This is a genomic window from Nitrobacter sp. 62-23 (assembly GCF_001897285.1).
Lineage (GTDB): Bacteria > Pseudomonadota > Alphaproteobacteria > Rhizobiales > Xanthobacteraceae > Nitrobacter.
This window is the reverse complement of the sequence record NZ_MKSM01000110.1, coordinates 1-16467: the sequence shown is the minus strand read 5'-3', so window position 1 is coordinate 16467 and position 16467 is coordinate 1. Positions and strand designations below refer to the sequence as shown.

The window sequence follows — 16467 nt, the reverse complement described above, 5'->3', positions numbered from 1 at the left end:
CTCACGCAATTCCTCGCGAATCACGTCATGGCAGCGCATCGGGCGTAACGCTTGGTTCAACCCAACAGATTGACGAGTTTCCCCGTGCGCAAGAACTTTCCCGTTACCGATGCCGAATATCCCATTTCCGACGAAACGCTGATCGTTTCAAGGACCGACCTCAAAGGCCGTCTCACCTACGTCAATGAGGACTTCATCGACGCGGCCGAATTCACGACCGAGGAATTGATAGGCAAGGCGCACAACATCGTCCGCCATCCGGACATGCCGCCGGAGGCGTTTGAAAATCTCTGGGACACCCTGAAGGCCGAAAAACCCTGGGTTGGCGCGATCAAGAACCGCCGCAAGAACGGCGGCTTTTACTGGGTGCTGGCGACCGCCTCGCCGATCCGCACGAACGGACAGGTCAGCGGTTATACATCGATCCGCACCAGCCTTGCCGCCGACCAGCGCGCCCTGGCGGAGGAAGTTTACGCGGCCATTCGCGAAAAGCGGCCGCATCCTTACAGGATCGATGCCGGTATCATCCGGAAGCGATCGTTCTTCGATCGTTTCGCGCCGTTCACGCGGACCATGCGGGCGCGAATGACGACGCTGATCACGCTGCAGGCCGCCTTCCTGCTCGTCTGCTGCTTGCTCGGGGCAACCGCAGTCGGCGGGATGTGGGGCCTCGTTCTCAGCTTTCTTGGTCTCGCCGGGATTGCTGCCGGAGCGATCGTCGGACGCCAGACGCTTCGCGCGTTTGAGGAGCCGATGCGTCACCTGAATGAGACGATGCTGAACCTCGTTTACGACAAGTTCGACAATCGCATCGAAATCAAGCGCGACGACGAAATCGGCCAGGCGCTTCGCAACCTTCAAACCGTGCAGACATTGATCCGTTTCAGCCGGGAAGAGGTCAATTCCACGCAACGCCGGGCCGACATCCAGCGCAAGGCGGACATGACAAAGATCGCGGATTCCTTCGAAGCGGCGATCGGCGAAATCGTTCAGGCTGTCGCGACGGCCGCGAACGAACTGGAAGGCTCCGCAACCACGCTGGCGTCGAATGCCGACCATGCAAAGGATTTTGCCGCCCGCGTCGCCAACGGTTCGAGCGAGGCCTCCTCGAACGTCAATTCGGTGGCTTCGGCGACCGAGGAAATGACCGCCTCGGTTCGTGAAATCAGCCAGCGGGTGCAGGAATCGGCCCGCATGGCGGGCGATGCCGTCGATCAGGTCCATTCGGCGACCGAGCGCGTCAGTGCGCTTTCGAGCGCGGCGTCGCGCATCGGCGACATCGTCGAGATCATCAACAATATCGCAGGTCAGACCAACCTCCTCGCCTTGAACGCCACCATCGAGGCCGCGCGCGCCGGCGAAGCCGGTCGCGGCTTCTCGGTGGTTGCCTCGGAAGTGAAGGCGCTCGCCGAACAGACCGGCAAGGCGACCGGGGAAATCGGTCAGCAGATCAGCGGCATCCAATCCGCCACGCAGGAATCCGTCGCGGCCATCAGCGAGATCCGCAACTCCATCGAAAGGCTGTCGGGCATCTCCTCGGCAATTGCATCCGCCGTCGAGGAACAGGGCGCGACCACCCAGGAAGTCGCCCGCAACGTGCAGCACGCGGCGCAGGGGGCACAGGAAGTCTCCTCGAATGTCGGAAATCTCCAACGCGGCGCTGCGGAAACCGGAACCGCCTCATCCCACGTGTTGTCGGCGGCGCAAACGCTGTCGCGCGACAGCGCCAAACTCAAGATCGAGGTGAACAAATTCCTGGACTCTGTCCGGGTCGCATAGGCCGTCGGCAAACGACGCGGCGCCGGAGTTCACCGGCGGAGTCGGACACGCGGCGATCGCGATCATGCTCTATGGCGTTTTCGAGCGAAGCATGTCCAGACAAGCGACGAGTCTGATCAACACGGTTGAACCAGACCCTGGAAGCCCGCTTCTGATCCGATCGGAAGCGGGCTTTAACTTGCGGCGTGCCGCGTCTTACCACCATCCTCCTTGCATCGGAGGAAAGAACTGGCCGCCGCCCCGGCGCGTCGTGCGCGGTTGAGAATTCGGATTGCGCCGGAAAAAGAAGCCGAAGGGGTCGTTGTCCTGGCGGTCGTCGATCCAGCCGTTGTCGTCGGCGACGAGAACCCTGCTCGGCTTGCGCGTGATGAAGCCGCCCTGGGGCTGGTCGCTCAGCACCGCAACGAATTCGGTGCGATAATTAGTCTCCTCGCTCAAAGGCTCGTCGGAGACAACGATCGATGATCTCGGCAATGCGGTCGGCGCGATGCGATCGAGGACGTCCTTCGGGAAGGTGATGCGGTCAAGCGCGTTCTTGGCGCTGTCCCCATTCTCGATCGTGACCGCAGTCCAGCGCAGGCCCGCGTCGTTGCGCGCCACCGCCGTGAATACATGCGTGCCGAGCGGTCTACCGGCATCGCGGATCGTGACCGGAACCTCGATGCTCGCATCGAACACCTCGCCGCCCCCGTCCGGCGCCGGCTTATGCGTGTTGCGCCGCACGTAAAGCATCTGCGTCGCGCGGCTGACGTAGATCGACACCGGCTCGCGCGCGAGCCTGGCGTCGAGCGCCGCTCTGGCGGTGTCGGCCTTTTTTGTCCGGGCCGCCTGCGCCGCTTCTTTCGCGGCGGTCGCTGCGTCGAGCTTTGATGACGCGTCCGCCCTGGCGGTATCGAACCGGGTGGCTACCTCAGCCGCCCTGGCAGCGGCCTTTTGCTGACGCTCGCCGGCCTTGGCTCTGGCCTGGTCAGTCTTGGCCGCGGCCAGCGCCTTGTCGGCCGACGTAAGTTCAGCGTCGGCCCGGGCCTTGAGCCGTGCCAGCTTGCGCAGGGATGCTGCGAACTGCGCCGACTCGCGGGCCGCCGCCGCGGCCAACTTCCTGGCCTCGTCGGCCGCCACGCCGGCATCCGCAGCCTCGCGTGAAAGCGTCTCCACCTTGGTCGGAGCCGCCGCGACGATCTCCGCGCTTGGCACAAAGAGCGACAGCGACGGGTGGGAAAATGCAACAGGAACCGCATCGTCCGGCGAGATGATCACGCGCATCCCGATCCGCGTCTTGTCGAACAGTTTCTCCGCAAAGCGGTACGGCATCCGCACGCAGCCGTGCGAAGCTGCGTAGCCGGGCAACGGGCCGCCATGCAGGGCGAGGCCGTTCCAGGTGATGCGCTGCATGTTCGGCATCCAGGCATCATCATACATGGTCGAGCGGTGGTCCTTGTCCTTCTCGACGATGGCGAAGACGCCGGCCGGCGTCTCGCGCTCCTTGACGCCGGTCGATACCGGCGCGCGCAGGATCCAGCCCTCGGCATCGTAGAACGTGACCTGCTGGCTCTTGAGCGACACGATCGCCATGATTGGCTCGCCCGCCTCGCGGGGCGCTGTCGTCTCAACGGGTTGGGCACGGCGCGCCTGCTTGGCCGTGGCGCCGGCGATCGGCACGCTCAGAGCGGCCATCGCCGCGAACGCGATCGCGGCTGCACGCCGATGACGCGTTGCAGCATTAAATTTCGCCGGCATCAAACGATTCACCATTCGCGTCCCCTCGCAGCAGGTATGCGCTGCCGTGACCAATTACCCATCCGACTCGTAAGAAAACAATCGCAGCCAAAATAGGCGCAAAACGGACAGCGGACATCGGAAAGCCAGCCACAGGCGTTGCGCACAGGCAACACATTGAAGAAAAGCTCGCAAGTCATCCGGTTGTGCTGTTGCGCGATGCTGTCCTTGTCAGAACAATCGCCGCATCCGCATCCTCGGCTGTGTCATCTGGTTCCGATGAGGCTGGAATGGTGAACCCTGGGCGACTTTCGACGCTAACGCCTGCGTTGCTGTCCGTCGTTTTCGCGGCCGGAATTTTCAGCCTGCTCGCTTTCTCCGGACCTGAAGGCATCCGGCACGCCAGCGCGGCGTTCCCTGTCACCTTCGACGATCCCTCTTCTGTCAGACAGGAACGCGCCACTGAGCCGCAGCCGGATTCGATATCCGGCGATCCAACTCAGGCGCGCCTGCCCGACCGTTCGAAATCTCATGCGGCGATGACCGAACAGCCGCTCGCCGGAGATGTCGCCAACACACCGGATCCGCCACCCGGATCAGAGCCGGTGCAACTGGCAAGCGTGGACCCGTCGGATGTCGAGCCTGTCGAGGCGGCCAAGGCCGCAACGTCGGTCGAGATCGGCGACGACTGTCCGGTCGTGGACGCCTGCATCGATCGCTATCTGTGGGCGCTTTATCAACGCACGCCTAAGGAAGACGCCGTCAAGGTGCGTGAATTGAGGAAAGTCACCATCAAGCGGAAGGGCAAGAAGGTGACGGTGTCGAGAGCCTTCACCAGGTATGTCGATCAGGATTTCGGATGGAAAGACCCCAAGGCGGCGGAACGCGCTGGCCTTTCGATGATGGATTATGTGATCGGCGGCATGGATCGCAGCTTCAGGCTGAAGTTGTTTCATATGCTTCGCGCGGCCGAGGCGGCGGGCCTTTCGCCCGGCATCACCAGCGGATTCCGCGACGACTACCGCCAGTCGATCGCCAGCGGCCTCAAGGCGGCGAGCAACAGGTCCTATCATGGCGGCAGCTTGCGCGGCGGCTATGGGCATGGGCTCGCGGCCGATGTGGTGAGTGTTGCGGGCGAAACGCGCGACCGCCGGTTTGCGTCTTCGGAAAAGTTCTGGAAGTGGGTTGATGCGCACGGGAAGGAATTCGGAATCGCACGCCCATATCTCGGCAAGGACCCGCCGCATGTCGCACCGCTCGACGGCGAGGAATATGCGAAGCACAATCGCGACGTCAGACAAGCGGCATCGACCGCAAAGAAGATCACCGTGAAAAAAGGAAAGGGCGTGGCCTCCCGCGACCACTCACGCCCGGTGAAGCGCCCGAGAGCGGTCGCCGTCGCAAAGCTGAAAACGAGTTGAGCGGCTTGCGGCCTGACGGTTTAGAGTCTTCACCGTTTCATGGAAATCTAACTCTTGATTTGACGCGTTTTCTTGACGCGAACCGGTATCCACTTCGCTTGAAAACGCTGTAGATCCCCCACGCTACGTCATCGCCTCTGTCGACCGCCGCGCGGCCGCTTGCCTGCGGCCGGCGCGCAGAAGGCCGAATGTAGCGCATCCACGATGGTCAAAACCTCCGGCCGCGTAATGGAATAATAGACCGTCGTGCCCTCGCGCCGGGCCTCGACGAGTCCGTCGGCTCGCAGCCGCATGAGTTGCTGCGACATCGGCACCTGCTCGATCCCGAGCCCCTGACGCAGTTCCGCGACCGACCTCTCGCCGTCCACCAGGGCGCAGAGCACCAGCAGACGCTGCGGGTGGGACAGGCTGCGCATCAGCACCGCGGCCGACTCCGCCGCCGGCATCATATCTCCTACATTCATAGTATTGAATTTATACTCCTTGAATGTTATGTGCAAGCTGTCCGGCCTTCCGAGAGACGGACGCAAGGTTCAAAGGACAATTTGCTCCTGCCTTGAACCAGATCAAGACGGAATGCGCGATGTCAGGGAAACTTGGCGGATAAATCGGAGGAATAGTCCATGTCTCACATTGTCATTCTCGGCGCGGGCCTTGGTGGAACCATCATGGCCTATGAGATGAAGACCAAGCTGAGACGCGATGACCGTCTCACCGTCGTCAATCTCGGCTCGACCTATTCGTTCGTGCCTTCAAATCCGTGGGTCGCCGTAGGCTGGAGACAACCGGCGGAGATCGAAGTCGACCTTGCTCCGGTGCTGAAACAGAGAGGCATCGAGCTGCGGCCGGAGGGGGCCAAACGCGTCGAGCCGGCTGAAAATCGGATTCAGCTCAACGACGGCACATCCATTTATTACGACTATCTGATTATCGCCACCGGACCTGACCTTGCCTTCGACGAGGTGCCGGGGCTGGGCCCGAATGCCCATACCCAGTCCGTCTGCCAGACCGATCATGCCCTTCAGGCCAAAGTCGCATTCGACAAACTCGTCAAAACGCCGGGACCGGTGGTGATCGGCGCCGTGCAAGGCGCGTCCTGCTACGGCCCGGCCTATGAATTCGCCTTCATCCTCGAAACGGCCTTGCGCAATGCGCGCGTCCGCGACCGCGTGCCGATGACCTTCGTGACGCCGGAGCCCTATATCGGCCATCTCGGGCTCGACGGCGTCGGCGACACCAAGGGCCTGATCGAAAGCGCGATGCGCGACCGCCACATCAAATGGATCACCAATGCGCGCACGACAAAGGTCGAACCTGAAAAGCTCGTCGTCGAAGAAGTCAACGACGACGGCACGGTCAAGGCGACGCACGAACTGCCCTTCGCCTTCTCGATGCTGCTGCCGGCCTTCCGGGGCGTCCCGGCCGTTCTTGGCGTCGAGGGCCTGACCAATCCGCGCGGCTTTATCGTGATCGACAAGCACCAGCGCAACCCGACTTTCCCGAACGTTTTCGGCGTCGGCGTTTGCGTCGCCATTCCACCGGTCGGCAAGACGCCGCTCGCGGTGGGCGTGCCGAAGACCGGTTTCATGATCGAATCCATGGTCACCGCCACGGCGGAGAACATCGCTTCGCTTCTCAAGGGCGAGCAACCGAAAGCGGTCGCCACCTGGAACGCGGTCTGCCTCGCCGATTTCGGCGACGACGGCATCGCTTTCGTCGCCCAGCCCCAGATCCCGCCGCGCAACGTCAACTGGTCGTCGCAGGGCAAATGGGTCCACGCCGCCAAGATCGGCTTTGAAAAATACTTCCTGCGCAAGGTGCGCCAGGGCAAGGCCGAGACCTTCTACGAAAACCTCGTCCTCGACATGCTCGGGATCAAGAAACTGAAGGAAATTCACGTGGAGACGGCCGAACAGGCGCAGTCTTGAAGCAGAGGAGAAACGACAATGACGATCGATCGCGCCGTGATGATGTTTGCCGGCTTCATGGTTCTTGTCTCGCTGGGGCTCGGATTTTACGCGTCGCCCTGGTGGTATCTGCTCACGATCTTCGTCGGGGTAAACCTGATCCAGGCGTCGGTCACAGGCTTTTGCCCTTCGGCCATGATCTTCAGGAAACTGGGCTGTCCGGCCGGCGTCGCATTTAAATAACGACGAGACCTTCTCTATCCGATGGTCGGACGAGACTTGTGATCGCTCTGTGAAAGCTGCACGCTCATGCATCGACCGATCTTGCGCTTCCTGACAGCCGTTCTCGCCGGCGCCGCGATCGCCGGCGCGACAGCGGCCGACGCCGGCGAATTCGTCGTCAAGGCCACGACAATTCCCGAGATGAAGGCCGTCTTCGGCCAGGTCGAGAGCCGCATCGTGGTGCCGGCGCGCGCCCGCATCGGCGGCTCGGTGCGCGAGCTTCGCGTCACGCAGGGCGACGAAGTCAGGGAAGGACAGGCGATCGCCGTGGTCGTCGACGACAAACTCGCGCTTCAGCTCAACGCCGCCGACGCCAAGATCGAGGCGCTCAACTCGCAGCTTGCGAATGCACGCGTCCAGCTTGAGCGGGCGCAGCAGCTCAGGGCGAGCGGATCGGGCACGCAGGTCAGCCTCGATCAGGCCAAGATGCAGTTCGAGGTCGCAACCAATCAGGTCGCGGCGGCCAAGGCGGAGAAGACCGTCATCGAACAAAGCGCGCGCGAGGGCACCGTCTTCGCGCCTGCAACAGGGCGGGTGCTCACGGTGCCGGTAACGCCCGGCTCCGTGGTCATGCCCGGCGAGGACATCGCCCGCATCGCGCCGGGACCATATTATCTGCGGCTATCGCTGCCGGAGCGTCATGCCAGCGAGATCACACAGGGCGCCGACGTGACGGTTGGCGCCCGCGGGCTCACCGCGCCGGGCGGGCTATCCGCCGCGCATCGCGGCCGCATCGTCAAGGTCTATCCGGAGATCACCGACGGGCGGGTGATCGCGGATGTCGAGGTCGAAGGGATCGGCGATTATTTCGTCAACGAGCGCACGCTGGTGTCGATCCCGGTCGGCAAGCGTACGGTGCTGGCGGTGCCGGCGGCGGCGATCCGCACCACCCATGGCGTCGATTATGTCCGCGTCGCCACCGACGCGGGCGCAATGGACGTCGCCGTCATTCTCGGCGAGACCTTCGCCGACAACGGCGCGGGACGCGTCGAGATTCTTACCGGCCTGCGCGACGGCGACCGGATCGTGCTGCCATGAAACTTGGCATCGCAGGCCACCTGACGCGCGTCTTCATCGCGTCGCCCCTCACGCCGCTGATCCTGCTGGCGGCGCTGGCGCTCGGGCTGGTCGCGCTGGTGACGCTGCCGCGCGAGGAGGAGCCGCAGATCTCGGTGCCGATGGTCGATATCCACGTCACCGCCAACGGCTTGAGGGCGGAGGACGCCGTCAAGCTCGTCACCGAGCCGCTGGAGACCATCGTCAAGAGCATAGACGGTGTCGAGCACGTCTATTCGCAGACCGAGGACGACGGCACCGTGGTCACCGCGCGCTTCAAGGTCGGCACCAATCCGGACGCCGCCATTCTCAGGGTGCATGAGAAGGTCCGCGCCAACATGAACCGCATCCCGTTCGGCATCCCCGAACCGCTGATCGTCGGCCGCGGTATCGACGACGTGGCGATCGTGGTGGTGACGCTGCGCCCGACGCCGGATGCGGCCGCGCGCTGGACCGCGAACGGGCTGACTCGGCTGGCCCGCGAGTTGCAGGTCGAGGTGTCGAAGCTGCCCGACATCGGCCTCACCTATATCGTCGGCGAGCAGCCGGAAGCGTTCCGCGTCGAGCCCGATCCCGAGCGGCTGTCGCTTTACGGCATCACCCTGCAACAGCTCGCCGCCAAGATCGAGGGCGCCAACCGCTCGTTCCGCATCGGCACCGTGCGCGAGGAGACGCAGCAGCGCGCCATCGTCGCCGGCCAGACCCTGCAGGCGTTGCCCGAGATCGGCAACATCCTGCTCACCGCGCGCGACGGCCGCCCGGTCTATGTGCGCGACGTCTCTCAGGTCGTGCTGGCGACCTCGCCGGCCGAGAACCGGGTCACCGATATCCGCAAGACGGCGGACGCTGGACTCGAACGCGCGCCCGCCGTCTCGCTCGCCATCGCCAAGCGCCCCGGCACCAATGCGGTGGTGATCGCCGACGAGATCGTGCGGCGGCTGGAGCAGACCCGCGGCCAGATCTTCCCCGAAGACGTGGAGATGACGATCACCCGCAATTACGGCGAGACGGCCAACGAGAAAGCCAACGAGCTTCTGTTCCATCTCGGCCTCGCGACGGTGTCGATCGTGGTGCTGGTCGCCGTCGCCATCGGCTGGCGCGAGGCGCTGGTGGTTGCGGTGGTGATCCCGACCACCATCCTGCTAACGCTGTTCGCCTCGTGGATCATGGGCTACACGCTCAACCGTGTCAGCCTGTTCGCGCTGATCTTCTCCATCGGCATCCTGGTGGACGACGCCATCGTGGTGATCGAGAACATCGCCCGCCACTGGGCGATGCGCGACGGCCGCCCGCGCGCGCAGGCCGCGATCGATGCGGTCGCCGAGGTCGGCAACCCGACCATCGTCGCGACGCTGACGGTGGTGGCGGCGCTGCTGCCGATGCTGTTCGTGTCCGGCATGATGGGGCCCTATATGAGCCCGATCCCGGCCAACGCCTCGGCCGCGATGCTGTTCTCGTTCTTCGTCGCCGTCATCCTGACGCCGTGGCTGATGATGAAGCTCGGCGGCGATCACAATACGGCCGGCAAAGGCCATGAGCCGACGGGCGGCGGCCGCCTCGGCCGGCTTTACGTCGCGGTCGCGAAGCCCGTTCTGGCGTCACGCCGGCGGGCGTGGATTTTCCTGGCTGTGGTCGGGACGGCGACGCTGGCTTCGCTCGCGCTGTTCTACACCAAACACGTCACGGTGAAGCTCCTGCCGTTCGACAACAAGGCCAATCTTCAGGTCGTGCTCGACCTGCCAAAGGGGTCGTCGGTCGAGGACACCGACCGGGCGCTGCAAGCGATGGCCGACCGGCTCGCCCCGGTGCCGGAGATCGTCTCGTTCCAGACCTATGCCGGCACCGCCGCGCCGTTCGATTTCAACGGTCTGGTGCGGCATTATTACCTCCGCGCGGGTCCCGAGCAGGGCGACATCGCGATCAACCTTGTGCCGAAGGGAGCGCGCACACGGGCGAGCCACGCCATCGCGCTGGACGTGCGCGAGCGCCTGCGCGGCATCGACCTCCCCCAGGGCACGATCGTCAAGGTGGTTGAGCCGCCGCCAGGGCCGCCGGTGCTGGGCACGCTGCTGGCCGAAATCTACGGCCCCGACCCCGACACAAGGCGCGCGGTAGCCGCCAAGGTGCGCGCGGCGTTCAAGAGCGTTCCGTTCATCGTCGATGTCGACGACAGCTATCATAACCAGGCCGAGCGCGTGCGCGTCGCGATCAATCAGGACAATCTCGAATACTACAAGGTCGAGCAGGCCGACGTGTACGACACGCTGCGCTATCTCTACGGCGGCACGACGGTCGGCTATTCGCAACGTGGCGGCGGACGCTACCCGATCGCCATCCGCCTCGCGCTGCCCAAGGCGGGTGCGGTGATGGACGAGCGCGCTCTGACCACGCCGGTGCCCGCCAATGCGCTGCCGGGCGGCCGCGGGGTGGTCGAACTCGGCGATGTTGTCAGTGTCGCCCATGAGCCAGCGTCCTGGCCGATCTTCCGCCACAACGGCCGCCCCGCCGAAATGGTGCTGGCGGAACTCGCCGGTGCCTATGAAGCGCCGATCTACGGTATGCTCGCGGTGCGTGATGCGATCGACCGGATCGACTGGGGCAGTCTGCCCAAGCCCGTGATCGCCTTGCACGGTCAGCCGGACGACGAAACTCATCCGACCCTGCTTTGGGACGGCGAATGGGAGGTGACGTGGGTGACCTTCCGCGACATGGGCGCGGCCTTCATGGTGGCCATCCTCGGCATCTACGTTCTCGTTGTCGCGCAGTTCGGCTCGTTCAAGCTGCCGCTGGTGATCCTGACGCCGATCCCGCTCACCTTCATCGGTATCATGCTCGGCCACTGGCTGTTCGCCGCGCCGTTCACGGCGACCTCGATGATCGGCTTCATCGCGCTGGCCGGCATTATCGTGCGCAACTCGATCCTGCTGGTGGACTTCATCCGCCATGCGCGCCGGCCCGACCGGCCGCTGATCGACGTGTTGCTGGAGGCGGGCGCAATCCGCTTCAAGCCAATCCTGCTGACCGCGATCGCAGCGATGATCGGGGCGGCGGTCATCCTCACCGACCCGATCTTTCAGGGGCTCGCGATTTCGCTATTGTTCGGACTGGCGTCCTCAACGGCGTTGACCGTTCTGGTCATCCCGGCCATTTACGTCGTGCTGCGGGGAGGTGGACGCCCGGCCGGAACCGGCGCGCACCCGCACCCCTCGCCGCGTCCTGGAACGTCACCTCCGTAAGAGCCCTTAGGATATCGACCGAAATATTCCGGCGCGCTGCGTCCGGTAAACTGGGCCATCCCGCATCGAGGAGATGGCGACATGCACATCCAGAAAATCACCGCTCCGAAGGATTTCGATATTCCGCGGGTCATGGCGGCTGAACCGGCCGACCAATTCAGCGCAATCGCCCATTCCTCGGGAGTGATCGCAAGCGAATTTTCCTACAGAAAGGATGAGGAAATCTACGGCGAGGGCGAGCCTGCCGAATACCTTTACCAGATCATCCGCGGCGCTGTGCGTACCTACAAGCTCCTGAGCGACGGGCGGCGGCAGATCGGCGCATTCCACCTGCCGGGCGATGTCTTCGGCCTCGATCCAGGCCCGGAGCACAGGCTTACTGCCGAAGCAATTGCCGACACCACCGTGCGCCTGGTGCCCCGTCGCAGCCTTGAGAAGGCCGCGGCATCAAACGCCCATGTTGCCCGCAATCTCTGGACGCTGACGGCAAACGACCTCCGGCATGCCGAAGATCACATGCTGCTGCTCGGCCGCAAGACTGCGATGGAGCGCGTTGCCACATTTCTCCTGGAAATGGACCGCAGGCTCGCCAAAGCCGGCATGATGGCGCTCCCGATGTGTCGTCGCGATATTGGCGACTACCTCGGCCTGACGCTCGAGACCGTCTCGCGGGCGCTCTCGCAACTCAACGATGAAGGCATCCTGATGTTTTCGAACGCTCGCCATATCGCACTGCGCAACCGACAGCGGCTGTCCGCCATGGAGGCTTGAGGGCACCGGCCTTCGGATTACCCCGGCCGGCATCCCGCCCTCATGCCGCCAGTTGGAGTCTTTCACTTCTGGATGGAATCAGACGCGGGTTCCACGTCGCTGACGATGGCCGGACCGGACCTTCAATCTTCTTCTCGCGGCTGAGGACGCCGCTTTCGCGGAGGCGATGCCGGCTCGGAGGCTTTCTGACGGAATGAAGAACCATGCGCGCGCATCTCGTCACCTCAATGAGACATCAGGCAGCAGATCGAACTCCTCGTGAGCAGATCGCGGGTCATCCCGCCGAACATCCATTCGTTGAGCCGGCTATGGCCGTAAGCACCGGTGACCAATAGATCGACGTCTTCGTTATCTGCCCATTCGATGATCTGATCCGCACGAGAGCCGCGAGCCTGCATTTCGACCTGGCGCTCGGCCTTTATCCTGTGCTGCGCGAGGTAGCGAACGACGTCGTCAACATGGCGGCGCGCTGTTTCCATCTGCTCCTTCTCGCATATTTCCAGGACGGTTACGCGCTTGGCCTCGTGAAGGAACGGTAACGCATCCTGAACCGCCCGCCGCGCCTCCCGCGTATCTTTCCATCCAATCATGACGTGATCGGCGGCAAGGGATTTCACCGCCGCAGGCACCACCAGGAAAGGACGACCAGCCCCGAGAATTGCGGCTCCAACATCGGCGCTTCGATACATATCGCCAGCGGACCTGCCACTTTCGATCACGATCAAATCGGCGCAGCGCGCCTCACTGATCAGCGCCTGGGTGGGGAATTCGATAACTGATCGCCATTCGAACCGGCGGCCACTTCCGGCGGCGGCTTGAACCTTGTTCCCAGCCTCCGCAAGGCTGGCCTTCAGTTTTGCGACATCGAACTCGGTCGCGTTATCGACGATGACCACACCCTCGGCGACAAAGGGCGAAACGATCGCAACAGCCGACAACCCAAGCAGATTAGCTGCGAATTTGTCCGCCACACCTGCTGCGACACCAACGAACTGCTTCGAGACGTGGTCGATGTTGACCCAGACCAATAGCGTTGCATAGGACATAACAGCCTCGACTTCGACGGCCACCTATCACGTCCACATCCCGACTCCGGCTGCTTGATCCAGATCAAAATCCTTGCTGCATGGATCTCATAGCCATTTGCGGTATGTCAGGTTGAACCATCACTTATAAGATGCTTTTCAATCTCCCCGACCGGATGATTGGTCAGGTCCTTGTTTATCTCGGCGACGATGCAGGTCTTCACCTCGGGATGGAATGCGTTTCGCAAGTCGGCCAACGTTCTTGGCGGCGCAACGACGACGAGAGCCTTCGCCTTGCTCGTTCGGACCATCCGCTCCATGGCTGCAGCGACCGTCTGCGCGAACTGTCGCTCCTGTAGATCATGCCAATCGGTCTGCTCGACAGCGCTTTTGCGACCGGGCTGCGACGATTCGATAACCCGCCCCGGCCGATCTCTCCCCTGCTCGTGAGTCATCGGATTGATGTCCTCAAAGACTTTCTCTGTCTTCAGATGAGGGGATAAAGCGTCGCCGTCGTTTCGCAGAAACAGAGCCTTTCGGCCATCGCCGACAAATACCAGCGCATTGCGGGGAATCCTGAACATGTTCACCTGCTCCTCGGATAATTGCGTTCTCTCCAATATGTCGGAAGCCGACGCGGGTTTCACAAGCCGAACGGATAAGTATCCGGAAGGCCCTTGATCATCGCCGTCTCCAGCGGAGCCACCGCGCGCGTATGATCGAACCAGATATACTCATCGAACTGCTGCGGCAGACTGGCCCGGAAGTAATGACTCGCGCGTTCCGTTTCCGGCCGGTAGATAACGCCGATCGCCCGTTCGAGACGCCGGATTTCCCATGACAACGGCTCCTCGTAAATTCGCGCAACTCCGAGATAACCACGCCGGTGGACCGGCGTTGCATTTTCAAAAACACTTTCAAGGAGACTATGCAGGCCGCTAAAGCACCGAAACAGCACGACTGCCAAGGTGGCCAAGACGAACAGGCTTCGATTTGAAACCCGCCAAGGCATCTGCATCATGAAATGCACCCGAGCGGTTTGATCGGCATCAAGGGGCAGACGACCATCAGCCCGTGGGCTGGCGCGCTGCCATGCGCGACATTTACGGCCCGACGCCACAGAGCCTGATCAGCCTTGATCGAAATCAATGCGGGGCGCGGCGGTTGGAGTTTTAATGAATTTGGATCACCGATTGGATCGGACCATTCCATGAAAGCGCTTGTCTACCATGGACCCGGGCACAAAACGCTCGAAGATCGTCCCAAGCCGGAAATACAGTCCGCGGGAGATGCCATTGTCAAAATGGTGAAAACAACCATCTGCGGCACGGACCTGCATATTCTGAAGGGTGATGTGCCGAGCTGTGCGCCCGGTCGAATCCTCGGGCATGAGGGCGTCGGCATCATCGATTCCGTTGGCGCTGGTGTCACCACTCTCAAACCGGGAGACCATGTCCTCATCTCCTGCATTTCGTCTTGCGGCAAATGCGAATACTGCCGTCGGGGTCTGTATTCCCATTGCACCACCGGCGGCTGGATTCTGGGCAACGAAATCGACGGGACGCAAGCCGAGTATGTCCGCACCCCGCATGCCGACACCAGCCTTTATCCTGTTCCGGCCAACGTTGACGAGGAGGCGCTTGTCATGCTGAGCGACATCTTGCCGACCGGCTTCGAATGCGGCGTTCTGAACGGCAAGGTGGCGCCGGGGTCAACCGTTGCGATCGTCGGCTCCGGACCGATCGGTCTTGCCGCATTGCTGACAGCGCAATTCTACTCTCCCGCCGAACTTGTCATGATCGATGTCGATGACAAGCGTCTCGAGATCGCCAGGACATTCGGCGCTACCCATACGATCAATAGCGCGAGCGGAGAGGCTGCCGACAAAGTGAAAGCATTGACCGGCGGCAAAGGTGTCGATACCGCGATCGAGGCGGTCGGTATTCCCGCCACCTTCGTGCTTTGCCAGGATATCGTCGCTCCGGGCGGCATCATCGCCAATATCGGCGTCCACGGCGCCAAGGTCGATCTGCACCTGGAGAGATTATGGTCGCACAATATCTCCATTACGACCCGACTGGTCGACACGGTCACGACACCGATGCTTCTCAAGACGGTGCAATCAAATAAGATCGATCCTGCCCAGTTGATTACGCATCGCTTCCCTCTCGACCGGATTCTTGAGGCGTATGATACGTTCAGTCGTGCCGCCGACACGGGCGCGCTGAAAGTGATCATCGCGGCGTGAGGTCCATTTGCAAGGATGGCTGTCCTAAATACGGGCGCAAATCTCTCGCCTGTTCAGGGTGGTGGAAAGGATGGGTGGCGAGGGAGGGACTCGAAACCCCCGACCCCAGGACTATGATTGGTAAGGAAGATCGGCTCACGAAGTGCAGGACCTCGCGCAACTCGACGAACTCTATGGCAGGAACACCCGATCGCGTTCATGCGACGTATTCCTCCTTGGCCGGAGCAACGAGAGGCGGGCGCTCCTCCCACTGGCCATTGTTGAAGACGAAAGGCTTGTAGCCCTGGGTGGGATCGATGACGATGGCGCGAATCCACCCGCCGAGCACCAGGCTTTTGGCCTTGACCACGTTTTGCAGCGCGCGCGCGGCAAAATCCAGCGGCGCCTCGATCAGCGCGATCATGCGCATCGGCTCATGATAGGGCTGGCCCTCGCGCATCACCGTCTGCGTCGGCAGGCCGGTACGCAGATCGCTCAGGTTGCCGGTCATCACGCCGAAGCGCCCGGCCACGTTGTGATAGACCTTGCTGCCGCTGCCCAGACGGGCATTGTTCACGGTGGAGAAAAAGTATTCGAGGTTGATCCACTCGCCCACCACCACAGGCGCCGCCAGCAGGTTTTCGAGCAGGCGCCCCTTGGGATCGCAACGCCAGTCGTACGACAGCAGGAAGGGACGCCCTTGCAGATCGGCACACTCTGAAAGCGAGCGCCGCCCGACGATGCCATACACGTTCTTCGACAGCCCCCATTCGGGCCGCACCTGCGCCCAGTTCACCGCTTGGCGATGTGCCATGCGATAGGCTTGCGCCGGCTCGATTGTGTGCGCCTGCGGCAGCAGCTTGGGCATGCGCTCGGCCGCGGCCAGCTTGGACGCCGCGAGCAGGCCGTTGCGCAGGCGATCCAGATAGGCCAGGTGGCGGGGCGGCAATACGTCGAGGTCGAACAGCTCGATGGCATCGGTGGTGGTGTTGTGCAGCGCCGGCAGGAACCAGGCGTCATCGGGAATGTCGATGCCCCTGGCGCGCA

At 62.8% G+C, this 16467-nt stretch carries 14 protein-coding genes; 8 read left to right on the top strand and 6 right to left on the bottom strand.

Features of this window, described 5'->3' with window-relative positions; genetic code table 11:
* Positions 1–84: 84 nt before the first annotated feature.
* Positions 85–1779, top strand: a complete 1695-nt coding sequence (locus BGO16_RS11790) for a methyl-accepting chemotaxis protein (protein WP_292618929.1) — start codon at positions 85–87, stop codon at positions 1777–1779.
* A gap of 195 nt (positions 1780–1974) precedes the next feature.
* Here the strand turns inward: BGO16_RS11790 and BGO16_RS11785 are convergent, their stop codons facing one another.
* Entirely contained in the window at positions 1975–3531 is a 1557-nt protein-coding gene (locus tag BGO16_RS11785; RefSeq protein ID WP_292618928.1) for a L,D-transpeptidase, read from the bottom strand.
* A gap of 254 nt (positions 3532–3785) precedes the next feature.
* On the opposite strand from BGO16_RS11785, the gene BGO16_RS11780 reads away from it, so the two are divergent.
* A complete protein-coding gene (locus BGO16_RS11780) occupies positions 3786–4916 on the top strand; it encodes a D-alanyl-D-alanine carboxypeptidase family protein (protein WP_292618927.1) in 1131 nt (376 codons plus the stop codon).
* Positions 4917–5044: 128 nt separating this feature from the next.
* Here the strand turns inward: BGO16_RS11780 and BGO16_RS11775 are convergent, their stop codons facing one another.
* Positions 5045–5380 carry a metalloregulator ArsR/SmtB family transcription factor gene (locus BGO16_RS11775; protein ID WP_292618925.1) on the bottom strand — a complete coding sequence of 112 codons (336 nt, stop codon included), beginning with the start codon at positions 5378–5380 and terminating at the stop codon, positions 5045–5047.
* A gap of 159 nt (positions 5381–5539) precedes the next feature.
* On the opposite strand from BGO16_RS11775, the gene BGO16_RS11770 reads away from it, so the two are divergent.
* From BGO16_RS11770 to BGO16_RS11750, 5 genes are all read left to right on the top strand, one after another.
* A complete protein-coding gene (locus tag BGO16_RS11770) occupies positions 5540–6844 on the top strand; it encodes an FAD/NAD(P)-binding oxidoreductase (RefSeq protein WP_292618924.1) in 1305 nt (434 codons plus the stop codon).
* 18 nt (positions 6845–6862) lie between these two features.
* Complete coding sequence (locus BGO16_RS11765) at positions 6863–7066, top strand: DUF2892 domain-containing protein (protein WP_079448378.1); 204 nt, start codon at positions 6863–6865, stop codon at positions 7064–7066.
* A 66-nt stretch (positions 7067–7132) separates the two neighbouring features.
* Complete coding sequence (locus tag BGO16_RS11760; RefSeq protein ID WP_292618923.1) at positions 7133–8143, top strand: efflux RND transporter periplasmic adaptor subunit; 1011 nt, start codon at positions 7133–7135, stop codon at positions 8141–8143.
* The gene (locus BGO16_RS11755; protein ID WP_292618922.1) at positions 8140–11397 is read left to right on the top strand and encodes an efflux RND transporter permease subunit; all 3258 of its coding nucleotides are present in this window, start codon (positions 8140–8142) and stop codon (positions 11395–11397) included. Before BGO16_RS11760 ends, BGO16_RS11755 begins: the two co-directional genes overlap by 4 nt.
* A gap of 132 nt (positions 11398–11529) precedes the next feature.
* Entirely contained in the window at positions 11530–12168 is a 639-nt protein-coding gene (locus tag BGO16_RS11750; RefSeq protein ID WP_292618945.1) for a helix-turn-helix domain-containing protein, read from the top strand.
* A 224-nt stretch (positions 12169–12392) separates the two neighbouring features.
* On the opposite strand, the gene BGO16_RS11745 is transcribed toward BGO16_RS11750, so the two are convergent.
* The 3 genes from BGO16_RS11745 to BGO16_RS11735 all read right to left on the bottom strand — a co-directional run bounded on the left by BGO16_RS11745 (position 12393) and on the right by BGO16_RS11735 (position 14205).
* On the bottom strand, positions 12393–13238 hold the full coding sequence (locus BGO16_RS11745; protein ID WP_292618921.1) for a universal stress protein: 846 nt from the start codon (positions 13236–13238) through the stop codon (positions 12393–12395).
* Between the two features lie 83 nt (positions 13239–13321).
* A complete protein-coding gene (locus BGO16_RS11740; protein ID WP_292618920.1) occupies positions 13322–13777 on the bottom strand; it encodes a host attachment protein in 456 nt (151 codons plus the stop codon).
* A 59-nt stretch (positions 13778–13836) separates the two neighbouring features.
* Entirely contained in the window at positions 13837–14205 is a 369-nt protein-coding gene (locus BGO16_RS11735) for an erythromycin esterase family protein (protein WP_292618943.1), read from the bottom strand.
* A gap of 198 nt (positions 14206–14403) precedes the next feature.
* On the opposite strand from BGO16_RS11735, the gene BGO16_RS11730 reads away from it, so the two are divergent.
* Positions 14404–15441 (top strand): zinc-dependent alcohol dehydrogenase family protein, encoded by a 1038-nt coding sequence (locus BGO16_RS11730; RefSeq protein ID WP_292618919.1) that lies wholly within the window; start codon positions 14404–14406, stop codon positions 15439–15441.
* Between the two features lie 196 nt (positions 15442–15637).
* Here the strand turns inward: BGO16_RS11730 and BGO16_RS11725 are convergent.
* Positions 15638–16467: putative inorganic carbon transporter subunit DabA (locus tag BGO16_RS11725; RefSeq protein WP_292618918.1), on the bottom strand; the 830-nt coding region annotated here is incomplete at its 5' end.

Excerpts from the sequence above, each read along its gene's own strand:
- BGO16_RS11765 (WP_079448378.1), top strand. The coding sequence starts at position 6,863 with ATGACGATCGATCGCGCCGTGATGATGTTTGCCGGCTTCATGGTTCTT.
- BGO16_RS11755 (WP_292618922.1), top strand. The coding sequence starts at position 8,140 with ATGAAACTTGGCATCGCAGGCCACCTGACGCGCGTCTTCATCGCGTCG.
- BGO16_RS11740 (WP_292618920.1), bottom strand. The coding sequence starts at position 13,777 with ATGTTCAGGATTCCCCGCAATGCGCTGGTATTTGTCGGCGATGGCCGA.
- BGO16_RS11770 (WP_292618924.1), top strand. The coding sequence starts at position 5,540 with ATGTCTCACATTGTCATTCTCGGCGCGGGCCTTGGTGGAACCATCATG.
- BGO16_RS11780 (WP_292618927.1), top strand. The coding sequence starts at position 3,786 with ATGGTGAACCCTGGGCGACTTTCGACGCTAACGCCTGCGTTGCTGTCC.
- BGO16_RS11730 (WP_292618919.1), top strand. The coding sequence starts at position 14,404 with ATGAAAGCGCTTGTCTACCATGGACCCGGGCACAAAACGCTCGAAGAT.
- BGO16_RS11735 (WP_292618943.1), bottom strand. The coding sequence starts at position 14,205 with ATGCCTTGGCGGGTTTCAAATCGAAGCCTGTTCGTCTTGGCCACCTTG.
- BGO16_RS11760 (WP_292618923.1), top strand. The coding sequence starts at position 7,133 with ATGCATCGACCGATCTTGCGCTTCCTGACAGCCGTTCTCGCCGGCGCC.
- BGO16_RS11775 (WP_292618925.1), bottom strand. The coding sequence starts at position 5,380 with ATGAATGTAGGAGATATGATGCCGGCGGCGGAGTCGGCCGCGGTGCTG.
- BGO16_RS11785 (WP_292618928.1), bottom strand. The coding sequence starts at position 3,531 with ATGGTGAATCGTTTGATGCCGGCGAAATTTAATGCTGCAACGCGTCAT.
- BGO16_RS11750 (WP_292618945.1), top strand. The coding sequence starts at position 11,530 with ATGGCGGCTGAACCGGCCGACCAATTCAGCGCAATCGCCCATTCCTCG.